The 13,176-nt window shown below is 71.5% G+C and carries 13 protein-coding genes; 9 read left to right on the top strand and 4 right to left on the bottom strand.

The annotated features are described in order from the left end of the window. Window positions 1-52: 52 nt before the first annotated feature. Together BJ958_RS16530 and phaZ are read left to right on the top strand one after the other, a co-directional pair. On the top strand, window positions 53-1,744 hold the full coding sequence (locus tag BJ958_RS16530; protein ID WP_179728020.1) for a PHA/PHB synthase family protein: 1,692 nt from the start codon (window positions 53-55) through the stop codon (window positions 1,742-1,744). An 11-nt stretch (window positions 1,745-1,755) separates the two neighbouring features. Then, complete coding sequence (phaZ, locus tag BJ958_RS16535; RefSeq protein ID WP_218865809.1) at window positions 1,756-2,568, top strand: poly(3-hydroxyalkanoate) depolymerase; 813 nt, start codon at window positions 1,756-1,758, stop codon at window positions 2,566-2,568. A 159-nt stretch (window positions 2,569-2,727) separates the two neighbouring features. Here phaZ and BJ958_RS16540 read toward each other — a convergent pair whose 3' ends face one another. Next, on the bottom strand, window positions 2,728-2,916 hold the full coding sequence (locus tag BJ958_RS16540; protein ID WP_179728021.1) for a DUF1918 domain-containing protein: 189 nt from the start codon (window positions 2,914-2,916) through the stop codon (window positions 2,728-2,730). 75 nt (window positions 2,917-2,991) lie between these two features. Here BJ958_RS16540 and BJ958_RS16545 point away from each other — a divergent pair, with 75 nt between their 5' ends. Beyond that, window positions 2,992-3,501 (top strand): DnaJ family domain-containing protein, encoded by a 510-nt coding sequence (locus BJ958_RS16545; protein WP_343052709.1) that lies wholly within the window; start codon window positions 2,992-2,994, stop codon window positions 3,499-3,501. A gap of 3 nt (window positions 3,502-3,504) precedes the next feature. Here the strand turns inward: BJ958_RS16545 and BJ958_RS16550 are convergent, their stop codons facing one another. Next, window positions 3,505-3,960 carry a hypothetical protein gene (locus BJ958_RS16550; RefSeq protein ID WP_179728023.1) on the bottom strand — a complete coding sequence of 152 codons (456 nt, stop codon included), beginning with the start codon at window positions 3,958-3,960 and terminating at the stop codon, window positions 3,505-3,507. A 37-nt stretch (window positions 3,961-3,997) separates the two neighbouring features. Here BJ958_RS16550 and BJ958_RS16555 point away from each other — a divergent pair, with 37 nt between their 5' ends. Both BJ958_RS16555 and BJ958_RS16560 read left to right on the top strand, forming a co-directional pair. Beyond that, the gene (locus BJ958_RS16555) at window positions 3,998-5,086 is read left to right on the top strand and encodes an aldolase/citrate lyase family protein (protein WP_179728024.1); all 1,089 of its coding nucleotides are present in this window, start codon (window positions 3,998-4,000) and stop codon (window positions 5,084-5,086) included. Window positions 5,087-5,089: 3 nt separating this feature from the next. Beyond that, window positions 5,090-5,956, top strand: a complete 867-nt coding sequence (locus BJ958_RS16560) for an HpcH/HpaI aldolase/citrate lyase family protein (RefSeq protein WP_179728025.1) — start codon at window positions 5,090-5,092, stop codon at window positions 5,954-5,956. A gap of 120 nt (window positions 5,957-6,076) precedes the next feature. On the opposite strand, the gene BJ958_RS16565 is transcribed toward BJ958_RS16560, so the two are convergent. Beyond that, window positions 6,077-6,943: an SGNH/GDSL hydrolase family protein gene (locus BJ958_RS16565; protein ID WP_179728026.1), complete on the bottom strand. Its 867-nt coding sequence runs from the start codon at window positions 6,941-6,943 to the stop codon at window positions 6,077-6,079. Then, a complete protein-coding gene (locus BJ958_RS16570) occupies window positions 6,940-8,133 on the bottom strand; it encodes a PucR family transcriptional regulator (RefSeq protein ID WP_179728027.1) in 1,194 nt (397 codons plus the stop codon). The genes BJ958_RS16565 and BJ958_RS16570 overlap by 4 nt, the downstream gene beginning before the upstream one ends. Window positions 8,134-8,227: 94 nt before the next feature. Between BJ958_RS16570 and BJ958_RS16575 the strand changes: the two genes are divergently transcribed. The 4 genes from BJ958_RS16575 (at window position 8,228) to BJ958_RS16590 (ending at window position 13,139) form a co-directional block, all read left to right on the top strand. Continuing rightward, complete coding sequence (locus BJ958_RS16575) at window positions 8,228-9,382, top strand: ferredoxin reductase (protein WP_343052710.1); 1,155 nt, start codon at window positions 8,228-8,230, stop codon at window positions 9,380-9,382. A gap of 29 nt (window positions 9,383-9,411) precedes the next feature. Then, window positions 9,412-10,653, top strand: coding sequence for a fatty acid desaturase family protein (locus tag BJ958_RS16580; RefSeq protein WP_179728029.1), 1,242 nt, complete (start codon window positions 9,412-9,414; stop codon window positions 10,651-10,653). Window positions 10,654-10,749: 96 nt separating this feature from the next. Then, window positions 10,750-12,150, top strand: coding sequence for a hypothetical protein (locus BJ958_RS16585; RefSeq protein ID WP_179728030.1), 1,401 nt, complete (start codon window positions 10,750-10,752; stop codon window positions 12,148-12,150). Beyond that, window positions 12,147-13,139 carry a hypothetical protein gene (locus tag BJ958_RS16590; protein WP_179728031.1) on the top strand — a complete coding sequence of 331 codons (993 nt, stop codon included), beginning with the start codon at window positions 12,147-12,149 and terminating at the stop codon, window positions 13,137-13,139. Before BJ958_RS16585 ends, BJ958_RS16590 begins: the two co-directional genes overlap by 4 nt. The last annotated feature ends 37 nt before the right edge of the window (window positions 13,140-13,176 follow it).

Genomic DNA, 13,176 nt, shown 5'->3' on the forward strand with positions numbered 1-13,176 from the left:
TCGGTGCCCACGGCCGAAGCGCCGGCCCGTCCCCGAGGACGACAGTTGGGTCATGAGCTCCTCGACCACCACCCGCCTGGCCGACGCCGCCGCTCCGCTCGACGTACTCCTCGTCGACGCCGCCCTCGGCCCCGTGCGCCGCTTCCTGCCCGACATGTCCACCGCCCGGTGGGCCGTGTCCCTCGCCCGCCGCCCGCGGACGACCGCCCGGCGCCTCGGCGCCCTGGCCGGCGAGACCGCCAAGGTCGTCGTCGGTACGTCGGACGTCACCCCCAGGCGCGGCGACCGCCGCTTCACCGACCCGGCCTGGACCGAGAACCCGCTGCTGCGGCGCCTGGTGCAGGTGTACCTCGCCAGCGGTCGCACGGTCGACCAGCTCGTCGCGGACGCCGACCTCGACCCCCGCGACCGCAAGCGGGTGCGCTTCCTGGTCGAGAACGTCGTCGAGGCGATGGCGCCGAGCAACGTGCCGCTGGTCAACCCGGCCTCCGCCAAGGCCGTGATCGACACCGCCGGGCTGAGCCTGGTCCGCGGCGGCACCCAGCTGGTCAAGGACCTCGCCTCCTCGCCGCGGGTGCCCGAGATGGTCGACACCTCGGGCTTCACCCTCGGCGAGAACATCGCTGCCACGCCGGGCTCAGTCGTGTTCCGCAACGAGGTGCTGGAGCTGATCCAGTACGTGCCGCAGTGCGACGAGGTGCACGAGGTGCCGGTGATGATCGTCCCGCCGACGATCAACAAGTTCTACGCGATCGACCTGTCGCCGGGGCGCAGCCTGGTCGAGTTCAGCACGCAGAACAACCGCCAGATGTTCGTCATCTCGTGGCGCAACCCCGACACCCGGCACTCCGCGTGGAACTTCGACACGTACGTCGGCTCGATCCTCGAGGCCCTCGACGCGGTCGAGGAGATCACGGGCAGCGCGCAGACGGTGCTCGCCGGGATCTGCTCGGGCGGCATCCTCGCGAGCATCACCGCGGCGTACCTCGCCGGCATCGGCCGCCAGGACCGCCTCGCCGGCATCGTGCTCGCGGTGACCGTGATCGACAACCACGACGCCGGGACCGTCGGCGCCCTGAGCGACCCACGGATGGCCGCGCTGGCCAAGGCCCGCTCGGCCCAGAAGGGCTTCCTCGACGGCCGCTCCCTGGCCGAGGTGTTCGCCTGGCTGCGGCCCAGCGACCTGATCTGGAACTACTGGGTCAACAACTACCTGCTCGGCAAGAAGCCCCCCGCCTTCGACATCTTGTTCTGGAACGCCGACACCACCCGGATGTCCGCCGGCCTGCACGCCGACTTCGTCGACATGGCGGTCGAGAACCAGCTCACCCGCGCCGGCGCCCTGACCGTGCTGGGGCAGCCGATCGACCTCGGCAAGGTCACCGTCGACAGCTACATCGTCGCGGGCATCGCCGACCACATCACGCCGTGGGAGAACTGCTACCGGACCACCCAGCTGTTCGGCGGGAGCACGCGGTTCATCCTGTCCACCAGCGGCCACATCGCCGCGCTGGTGAACCCTCCGGGCAACCCGAAGGCGACCTTCCACACCAACGACGAGCACGGCCCGGACGCGAAGGCCTGGCTGACCGGCGCCGAGACCCACCAGGGCTCGTGGTGGAACGATGTCGCGCAGTGGCTCGACGCGCGCTGCGGCGAGCTCAAGCCCGCTCCCAAGGAGATGGGATCGACCCGGCTGCAGCCGCTGGCCGAGGCCCCCGGCACCTACGTCTTCGACAAGTGAGGTCACCCGCGTTGGAGCTGCGCCAGCTCACCGTCCTCGGGCACGAGATCCGGGCCTCGGTCCGTCCCGGCACCGAGCCCGGCCCGCCCCTGCTGCTGTGCAACGGGATCGGGGCCAGCCTCGACCTGCTCCAGCCGTTCGTCGACGCCCTCGACCCGCGGATCGGGGTCGTCCGGTTCGACGTACCCGGTGTCGGCGGCTCCCCCAACCCGAAGCTGCCCTACAACTTCGCGCTGCTCACCGTCGGCGTCGGCGCGATGATGACGCAGCTCGGGTACGACGAGTACGACGTCCTCGGCATCTCCTGGGGCGGCGGGCTCGCCCAGCAGATCGCCTTCCAGCAGCCCCGCCGCTGCCGGCGCCTGGTCCTGGTCAGCACCGCCACGGGCTCGATCATGGTCCCCGCCCCGCCGAGCGTGCTGCGGAAGATGGTGACGCCCCAGCGCTACCGCGACGCCGACTACGCGGTCCAGGTCGCCGCCGAGCTCTACGGCGGTCAGATGCGCGACCGGCCCGACGACGTACGCCGCCTCATGCACGCCCACTCCCGGGTCGGCTCCCGGCGCGGCTACCTGCTCCAGCTGCTCGCCGGCGCCGGCTGGTCCAGCCTCCCCGGCCTGCCCTTCGTCCGGCAGCCCACGCTGATCCTCGCCGGCGACGACGACCCCATCATCCCGCTGGTCAACGCCCGGATCATGGAGCGGCTGATCCCCCGCGCCCGGCTGCACGTCTACGCCGACGGGCACCTCGGCCTGGTCACCAGCGCGGACACCCTCGCTCCGCTGGTCGCGGACTTCCTGCGGCCGGGCGGCGAGGCGCTGTAACACGTGGTTCGCGGCTCTACGCGCCACGTGTCCCCTGATGCAGCCCCGTGCAGGGGTCCCCGACGGTGGTCGTGCGGCTGCTGGAGCAGCGAACGACGTGTTACAGCCCGGGCCAGAGCCGCGCGCCCACCCCACGGCCCAGCAGCCACGCAGCCGCGCTCAGGACTGAGCAGGTACGACGTGCGCGTCCGGGCCGGGGAAGGCCAGCGACTCGTGGCCGTCCTCCCAACGGACGAGGTACGGCGGCCCACCGTCCTGTCCGCGGACCTCGAGCACCTCCGCCTCGCGCCGGCGCTGCGAGTCGGTGTGCGCCTCCACGACCAGGCGGTCTCCCACGCTCGCGTGCATGAGTCCACCATGCGCCTGCCGGGAGGTGGGACACAAGGCCCACCGCGCCTCGCCGTACCTGCCTATCGTGGAGTGGTGGACGAGCAGCCGGAGCCGACCGCGGACCCCCGTGCGGAGAAGGCCGCTGCCCGCGCCCGGATCGAGCAGCAGCAGACCTGGGTCGACCCGCAGCGGCGCCAGGCGATGGAGCGCGGCGAGTTCGACGACCTCCCCGGCGCCGGGAAGCCGATCCCCGACCTCGGGGCCACCCACGACCCCGACTGGTGGGTCAAGCGCCTGGTGGAGCGCGAGCGGATCACCGTGCTCCCCGCCGCCCTCCAGCTCCGCAAGGACGAGGCCGAGCTCGAGGCAGCGCTGGACCGTCTCGGGTCGGAGCGCGAGGCGCGTGCGTTCGTCGAGGACTTCAACGCCCGCGTCATCCGCGCCCGCTACACACCGGTCGACGGGCCACCGCTGATCACCATGCCGCGCGACGTCGAGGAGACGATCGCCGCCTGGCACGAGCGCCGCGCAGCCCGCCGCCTCGCCGCACCCCCGCGCCCCGAGCCCGAGCACCGCCGCCGGTGGTGGCGGCGGCGGCGCTGAGGCTTACCGCAGCTCCCGATCCTGCTCACAGCCGGCCTTGCCGTACTGCTTCCACTGCGCCGCCGAGCAGCTGTCCTCCAGGCGCAGCGACGCCTCCGCCAGCCCGGCCGGCACCAGCCCTGCCAGCAGCACCGCCACCACGGCCAGGGTCGTGCGCCGGCAGAGCCAGAACGCCAACGCAGCGAGCAGGGCCACGGCCATGACCCCCACCACCACGAGCCAGTAGGTGCCGGAGACCCCCGAGTCCCCACACACGACACGCCCCTGGAGGGACCGGGGTGCCGCCATCGTCCCCTCGTCGTCGTACCAGGGGCAGCGCTCGTCGAGGGGGTCGAAGTAGCGCCCCGCCCAGCCCGCGAGGATCGCCAGGCCGGCGCCGTGGAGCAGCACGACGGTCAGGACCGTGGCCCACCAGGTCCGGCCGTGCCCCGCACCGGCATCGCGCGAGATATCTCTCATACCCGGACAGGGTGACTCGCCGGTAGGTTGTCGAAACGTGAGCCACAAGAGTGCCAAGGACTTCTTCCGACCGCTGGCCGTGGGTGCGCCGCAGCCGCTGCGCGAGATCCCCGCCCGGCCGAGCCGTGCGATCCACTTCTTCGACCCCAGCAACGAGAAGATGGCCGCCAAGATCCCCGCGATGGTCGGCACGGTCGACGTGCTGCTGGGCAACCTCGAGGACGCGATCAAGGCCGACAACAAGGTCGCCGCGCGCGAGGGCCTGGTCAAGATCGCGCAGGAGACCGACTTCGGCCCGACCCAGCTGTGGACCCGGATCAACGCCCTCGACAGCCCGTGGGTGCTCGACGACCTGACCACGCTGGTGCCGGCGATCGGCGAGAAGCTCGACGTGATCATGGTCCCGAAGGTGCAGGGCGCCGAGGACATCCACTACGTCGACCGGATCCTGGCCCAGCTCGAGGCCAAGGCAGGCATCACCCGGCCGATCCTGATCCACGCGATCTTGGAGACCGCGCGCGGCGTGGCGAACGTCGAGGAGATCTGCGGCGCCTCCCCGCGCATGCAGGGCCTCTCGCTCGGTCCGGCCGACCTGGCTGCCGACCGCAAGATGAAGACCACCCGTGTCGGTGGCGGCCACCCCGGCTACCTCGTCCGCGAGGACGCACCGCGGGGCGCGGACGGCCTGCCCGACCTCGACGCGAAGCGCGCGATCTTCCAGCAGGACCTGTGGCACTACACGATCGCCAAGATGGTCGACGCCTGCGCGACGCACGGGATCTACCCGTACTACGGCCCGTTCGGCGACATCAAGGACACCGTCGCGTGCGAGGACCAGTTCCGCAACGCGTTCCTGCTGGGCTGCGTCGGCACCTGGTCGCTGCACCCGGTCCAGATCAAGATCGCCAACCGGGTCTTCTCCCCGAGCGTCGAGGACATCGCCCACGCCCGCCGGGTGGTCGCCGCGATGGGCGACGGCACCGGCGCGGTCATGATCGACGGCAAGATGGAGGACGACGCCTCCCTCAAGCAGTGCCTGGTCCTCGTCGAGCTCGCCGAGAAGCTGGCCGAGATCGACCCCGACCTGAAGGCGACGTACGACGCGATCGAGACCCCGGAGGCCTGAGAGATGACCGACTTCAAGCCGCTGCGCTCCGTCCTCTACATGCCCAGCTCCAACGAGCGGGCGCTGGAGAAGGCGAAGACCCTGCCTGCCGACGCGATCATCTTCGACCTCGAGGACGCCGTCGCCCCCGACGCCAAGCCGGCCGCCCGCGAGGCCGCCGCGGCCGCCGTCCAGTCCGGTGAGTACGGCGAGCGCCACCTCATCATCCGGGTCAACGGCATCGGCACCGAGTGGCACGCCGACGACATCCGTGCCGCCGCGAAGGCCGGCCCCGACGTCGTCCTCGTCCCCAAGGTGAACTCCGCCGAGGAGGTCCTCGAGCTCGTCGACGCCCTCGCCGCGGCCGGCGCCCCGGCGAAGACCACCCTGTGGGCGATGGTCGAGACCCCGATCGGCATGCTCAACGCGCTCTCGATCGCCACCGCGTCCGAGCGCCTCACCGGCTTCGTGATGGGCACCAACGACCTGGTCAAGGAGCTGTACGCCGAGCACGTGCCCGGTCGCCAGCCGGTGATCACCGGCCTCGGCCTCGCCCTGCTCGCGGCCCGTGCCGCCGGCATCGTGATCATCGACGGCGTCTACAACGACGTGAAGAACGTCGACGGCTTCCTCGCCGAGGTCGAGCAGGGCCGCCAGATGGGCTTCGACGGCAAGACCCTGATCCACCCCGGCCAGGTCGAGGGCGCGAACGCGGGGTTCGCCCCGAGCGAGCAGGCCGTCGAGGACGCCCGCGGCCTGATCCAGGCCTGGGAGGACGGCAAGGGCGCCGGCGTCGTCACCTACAACGGCAAGATGGTGGAGAGCCTCCACGTCGAGTCCGCCGAGCGCACGCTCGCGATCCACGAGGCGATCCAGGCCCTTCAGGCCTGACCCGCGGATTTTCGGCCGGCGCCAGTTTCACCGGCCGGCCGGTGAAACTGGCGCTGGGACGAGGAAGCATCCTCGTCCCAGCGCCAGTTTTCTCGTCCAGGCCGGCCCCTCGTCCACAGGTCAGCGCAGCGCAGCCACCAGCAGGTCGGCGACGACCGCCTGCTCCTCGGCGTACGGGTGGTACTCGAGGCCCGAGTGCGCAGGGATGATCCCGGCGATCCAGGGGTCGGTGGCGCAGATGTCGTGGCCGTCGGTGGCGTCCCAGACGTCGACGTACTCGACTCCCGCCTGGTCCGCGGCGGCGGCGAGGCCGTCGTTGATCCGGCTCACCAGCTCGCGGGCGTACGGGTAGTCGCCGCGCGCCAGCGGGAGCAGCGGGCAGGTGCCGTCCTCCGGGAAGATGGCCGGGTAGCCGACCACGATGATCGTCGCCTCGGGCGCGCGCTCCCGGACCGCCTCGATGGCCTCGACCATGCGGGTGGGCAGCTTGCCGATCTGGCGCTCCGCCCGCACGCGGAAGGACGCGCCCTCGGCGGTGCACGGCGCCCCGCCCCGGTCCTTGGCGGCCTTGCCGACGCAGGTCGTCACCAGCTCGGAGAAGACCTTGCCGTCGTTGCCGCCCATGCCGATCGTGACCAGGTCGGTCGACGAGCTCAGCGCGTCGAGCTGCGGGGGCACGGGCGAGCCGTTGGGCGGGGTCTGCGACTCGGTCAGGTCGGTGCTGGTCGCGCCGCCGCAGGTGACGTCGGTCAGGTCGAGGCCGAGCCGGTCGGCCAGCAGGTGCGGGTAGTTGCCCTTCGTCTGCTCGCAGCCGACCGCTCCGGTGCTCGGCCCGAGCCGGGGCCCTGCCGAGTAGGAGTCCCCGAGGGCGACGTACGACGACCCGCTCGGCACGGTGCCCGGGCGGTCGAGCTTCGACTCCGGCGGGTCCGAGCACCCCGCGAGCAGCACGGCGGCCACCACCAGCAGTGAGGCCCCACGCCTCATCTGCCCACCTCCTCGACGCCGAGAGCAATCGTCAGGGCAAGGACGGTATCGGGATCCTCCAACCGGTCGCCGAACAGGTCCCGGACCTGCGTCATCCGGTACCTGATCGTCTGCGGGTGCACGAACAGCGCCGCCGCCACGTCCTCGCGCCGCCCCTGGTGCAGCAGCCAGGCGCGCAGGGTCTCGCGCAGCTTGGCGGCAGCGGCCGGGCGCAGCTCGTCGAGCGGCGCCAGCACGCTGGCCCGCAGGTCGGCCAGCGCCTGCGGGTCGGCGGTGAGCACCAGCCGTGGGAGGTGCTGCTCGGTGTCGCCGGTGAGCCCGAGCGCCCGCGCCCGGACGGCGCGGTCGTAGGACTCGCGTACGTCGACCCACGGCCGGGCCGGCCCGACCAGGGCGTCGCGGTCGCGCACCGCACGCAGCAGCGTCGCGCGGCGGCGGTCGTGCGCGTCGGGGACCATCAGCAGCGCCGCACCGTCGAGCTCGGGCAGGTCCGTGGTCAGCAGGGTGCCGCGGCGCAGCACCTGGAGCAGCGTGCCGGCCTGCGACTCCGCCACGAGCACGGCGGTCAGCGTGACCGGCGGCGTCCACTCGGCCCGCTCGGCGGACGCGAGCACGGTGGCCTCGGGCGCGCCGGTCAGCAGGTGCCGGGCGAGGCGCTCCACCATCCGCTGCCGGATCCGGCCCTCGCTGGCCGACTCGTCGCGGTGCCCCGCGACGCTCGCCGCCGAGAGCTCGTCGATGTAGGCGAACACCAGCTCGGCGAAGGACGCCATCGTCGCCGGGTCGATGCCCTGCTCGACCGCCTTGGCCGACAGGTGCCGCCAGGACACCCGCGCCCCGATCCGGTACGCCGACAGCAGTGCGTCCGCCGTGCGCCCGCTGCGGACCTCACCGCGTCCGAGCTGGTAGGCACCGTCGACCGCCGACGAGCGCGGCGCCAGCGCATCCGGGCCGCGCGAGTCGCTGATGAGCGAGAGGAAGCCACCGAGGGCGACCTGGACCGCCCCGCGGATGGTCTCGCCCATCGGCCCGCTGAAGGCGTCCTCGTAGGGCGGCACCTCGCGGATGATCTGGTCGACGACGTCGTCGGCGACCCGCGCCAGCTCGCCGCGCAGCGCGACGACGGTCTCCGGCGGCAGCAGCACGCTCTCGTCACCGGTCCGTGTCCTGCGCAACACACGACGGGGCATCGATGCCTTCTTTGTCTCTCAGGTACAAAACCAGCGAGTGGATTCACCGGCTGCGGTCATGAGTTTAGCGCTCTCGGCTGGGAGCCTTGATGGTGTGAGTACGACGACCGCCGCCCCCGACGCGACCGCCCGCACCGGACGCCTCCGCACCGGCTTCCGCTCGCTCCTCGACGCCGCGGTCACCCCGCTGAGCGTCGACGACCTCCTCGACCACTTCGCGCCGCTGCGCACCGGCGCCGCCGCCGGCCTGCAGGGCCGGATCGTCTCGGTGCACAAGGAGACGGCCGACGCCGCGACGCTCGTGATCAAGCCCGGCAAGGACTGGGCCGGCCACATCCCCGGCCAGTACGTCCGGGTCGGCGTCGACGTCGACGGCGTGCGCCTGTGGCGCACCTACTCGCTGACCCACGGCCCGCGCCGGGACGGCCAGATCTCGATCACCGTCAAGGCGATCCCCGACGGCGCCGTGTCGCAGCACCTCGTCCGCGAGGCCCGCGCCGGCCAGATGATCCAGCTCGCGCAGGCCGAGGGCGACTTCGTGCTGACGCCGCCGGTCGCCGGCCGCACGCACAAGCTGCTGCTCGTCACCGCCGGCTCCGGCATCACGCCGGTGATCGGCATGCTGCGCAACCTCTACTCCCGCAACGAGGCCTCCGTCGAGGCAGCCCGTGCGGCGTACGACATCGTCCTCGTGCACTCCGCGATGAAGCGCGACGAGGTGATCTTCGGTGCCGAGCTGCGCGCCCACGCCGCGGCCGGCCGGCTGCGCCTGGTCGAGCGGCACACCGACACCGACGGCCTGCTGACCACCGCCGACCTCGAGACCGAGGTCCCCGACCTGGCCGAGCGCACGGCGTACGCCTGCGGCCCCGCCGGCCTCCTCGACACGCTCGAGGCGTTCTACGACGAGCGCCGGCTGACCCTGCACACCGAGCGGTTCCGCCCGACCGTCGTCGACGTCGACGCCGAGGGCGGCACCCTCACCTTCGCCGGTGCGGCCGCCACGACCGTCGAGACCGACGGGTCCGTGCCGATCCTCGACGCCGCCGAGTCCGCCGGCGTCCTCATGCCGAGCGGCTGCCGGATGGGCATCTGCATGGGCTGCGTGCTGCCCATGAAGTCCGGTGCCGTGCGCGACCTGCGCACCGGCGAGCTCACCGTCGCCGTCCCCGGGGAGACCCACCCCGACGGCGTGAAGATCCAGACCTGCATCAGTGCCGCCGCCGGCGACTGCACCCTCGACCACTGACTCCCAACCCCCCGCAAGGAGCCATCGCGATGACGACGATCACCAACAAGGCCGAGAACCCCACGGCACACCTGTCCGCCGAGCAGATCGAGGCGCTCGGCGCCGAGCTCGACGCCATCCGCCAAGAAGTGCTCGACGCGCGCGGCGAGACCGACGCGGCGTACATCCGCAAGATGGTCGACGTGCAGCGCAAGCTGGAGCTGGCCTCGCGCGCCGCCCTGCTGGTCAGCATCTTCCCGCCGGCCTGGGTCGCCGGCACCGTCGGCCTCTCGGTCGCCAAGATCCTCGAGAACATGGAGATCGGCCACAACGTCATGCACGGCCAGTGGGACTGGATGCGTGACCCGAAGATCCACTCGACCACCTGGGAGTGGGACAACGCCTCGACCGCCGACGGCTGGAAGCACTCCCACAACGAGGTGCACCACACCTACACGAACATCGTCGGCAAGGACAACGACCTCGGCTACGGCATCATGCGCGTCGACGAGGAGCAGCGCTGGTACCCGCTCTACCTCGCCCAGCCGCTGTGGAACTTCATCAACGCCTGCTTCTTCGAGTACGGCATCGCGGCCTACGACCTCGAGCTCGGCCGCAACCTGCGCACCCCCAAGGAGAAGCGCAGCGAGAAGTTCAAGGCCGACCTCGCCAAGACGCTGAGGAAGATCCGCAAGCAGGCGACCAAGGACTACGTCGTCAACCCGGTGCTCGCCCTGCCGACCGGCTCCTTCCTGCCCGCCCTCGCCGCGAACTTCACCGCCAACGTGGTGCGCAACATCTGGTCGCACTCGGTCATCATGTGCGGCCACTTCCCCGAGGGCGTCGAGACCTTCGAGCTGAAGTCGATCCCGGAGAAGGAGACCCGGGGCGAGTGGTACCTGCGCCAGATGCTCGGCTCCGCCAACATCTCCGGCTCCAAGCTCATGCACATCATGACCGGCAACCTGTCGCACCAGATCGAGCACCACCTCTTCCCCGACCTGCCCAGCAGCCGGTACGCCGAGGTCGCCCCGAAGGTCCGGGCCGTGTTCGAGAAGTACGGCCTCAACTACCACTCGGCCCCGCTCCCGCAGCAGGTCTACAGCGCCTGGCACCGGGTCGTGCGGCTGTCGTTCCCCAACGGCTGGCTCGCGACCACCAACGCCAAGAACCTGCCCTCGCAGCTCAAGCTGCTCTACGCCATGACCACCGCCGACAAGCGCAAGCGCCGCGTCATGCAGCGCCTCCTCGAGAGCGCGGCGGCGAAGAAGGAGATGGTCAAGGCCGCCTGACCCCGACGTCTCGGAGGTACGCCCAGGGCGTTTCGGACGCAGCCCGACAGGGCAGCGTCCGGGACGCCCTGACGCCTTTGTGAAGGACCTACTCGGATGGCCTCCTACGACGACCTCGACTCCCTCATCGTCGCTTTGAAGATCGCCCGCATCAGTGCGTGGATGAAGTCCGAGGGCTGGATCGGGCACGCCAGCTACGGCTGGTTCCGCCTCCGGGTCGCCGGCACCACCGGCTACCAGGAGGAGGTCACCGGCACCGACAGCAACGGCGAGGGCGGCGGCAAGTACAGCATCTCGAACGTCGACGAGGACCACATCCACGACTACATCGACGCGTTCAACGACATCCGCAGCGCGGTCGACGAGCACCTGAGCCCGTGGCGGACGCTGCCGGACCCCGAGGTGATCCAGAAGTGGATCGAGCCGATGCGACTGGCCATCTCGGAGATCGCCATCTCGGCCGTCGACAAGGACGGCGGACCGACCGGCGGCGGGGAGGTCGTGGGCGCCATCGAGCTGGCGATGACCGCCGCGAAGGAGTGGGCGGGCCACACCGCCGCCGCCTTCAAGCTCAACTTCCTCTCGCAGCTCAGCACCGCGGTCGGCGGCCAGTACGCCCTGTGCCTGTGCCTGGGCGGCCACCTGGAGGCGCAGAAGGGGATCTGGACCGAGGCGCGCCAGGCGGTGGCCGACATCGTCGTCGAGACGACCAAGGCCTACGACGCGGTCACCTACGACAGCGGGCTGAGCTGGGGCCTGGTCTTCAAGGTCCTCGGGTACGCCGCCGCCGGCGCGGCCATCTTCGCCACCGGCGGGGCCGTGATCCCGGTCGCCGTCGCCGGCCTCGGCGTGACCGTGGCATCGGACGCCTACGAGGCCGTCAAGACCGAGACGGCGGCGCCGAGCGTCAGCTACGACTCGGTGCGCGACGCGATGCCGGGATACTTCACGAAGCTCAACGGCGACATCGTGAAGGAGGAGCGGGCCATCCAGACCAACCTCAACCACAACCTCAACATCGTGCTCAACAACAAGTCGACCTTCGACCTGTCCCGCCCGGCCCTGCTCGACGTCGACGACGACAGCGACCTCAGCTCCGACAACATCTTCTACCGCGACCAGGAGGTGCGCGACATGTGCTCGACGTACCTGCCGGCGGTCGCGGGGCACCTGTTCAAGGCCAGCCAGCACGTCTCCGACTCCTACGTCGGCAGCATCTTCTCCGACTTCAACCGCGGGCCGGGGATCGGGATCGACAGCAACGGCCCGATGGAGGAGTGGGACAACATCTGGCTGATCACCCGCGACCTGCTGGAGGACCTCGGCGAGGAGACCAAGGCCTCCGCGACCACCTTGGACCTGGCGATGAGCGACATCGGGAAGCAGGACACCGGCGCCCTGGACGCGCTCGAGAAGCACGCCAAGGCCTCGAAGGAGATCGGCAAGGGCGACCACTTCCCGCTGTTCTGGGGCGACCACCGAGACCCCGACGCATGACCTCCGTCTCGCGACGTCCCGTGCTGGTCGCCGCCGCCGTCGCCGTGGTGGTGGTCGCGGTCCTGGTCACCTTCGTCGTCCTCGCGGGCCGTGACGACTCCGCTGCCCGCGATGCGGCCGAGCGCTACCTGGACGTCCTCTCCGACGACAGCCAGGACCCGGCCGCCCTCGCCGACCTGGTGTCCGTCGGAGACCCCTCGGCGCTGGAGCGCGCCGACGCCCTGCTGGCCGCGGCCAGCGAGCGGATCAGCGACGTGACCCTCGGCGACTCCCGGGAGGTGACCACCGCCCGGACCACCAGCGACGTGGCCTTCGACCGGTTCGAGCAGGTCGAGGTCCGCTACCGGCTCGCCGGCGAGCGCCACCGCGCGACGATCACGCTCGGCCTGCCGCGCTCGGGGAGCGACGACGACTGGCGGGTCGTGACGCCGCTGGCCGGCGAGGTCGACTGGAACTCGGCGTCCTGGGGTTCGGCTCAGCTCGACCTCAGTGTCGGCGACATCGCGGTGACCGAGCCCGGCCGGTCGACGTACGAGCCGGACGCCCAGCTCGTGCACCCGGGTGTCTATCCGGTCCGCGCCAGCGTGGGTCCCTACTTCGGCTCCGACGAGACCGACCTGGCGGTCGCCGCGGGGACGAGCACGACCCCGCTGCCGGAGTTCCGCCTCGCGCCGACCGCGGAGGGCACCGCGGTGATCGCCGAGCAGGTGCGGGCCGCCTTCGAGCCCTGCGCGCGCGGGACGGCGTCGTGTCCCGCGACCGCGCTGGTCGACGACGACGAGCTGCCCACGGGCTGGTGGCACGGGCTGGTGAGGGACCCGAGCGTGGCGATCGACGGCTCGACCATCACGCTGCGCGACGGCGCCTTCCGCTACGCGTCCACCGGCGGGGAACGGACCGTGCGGTTCGGCGGGACCGGGCAGGTCACGCTCGACCCGGGCACCGGTGAGCCCGGCGTCGCCGTACCCCTGCACCTCGAGCGCTCCTAGGGGGACTGGGCCTCGATGTTACCTACGGGTAGCATCG

Origin of the sequence: Nocardioides kongjuensis, assembly GCF_013409625.1 — a bacterium.
GTDB classification, from domain to species: domain Bacteria; phylum Actinomycetota; class Actinomycetes; order Propionibacteriales; family Nocardioidaceae; genus Nocardioides; species Nocardioides kongjuensis.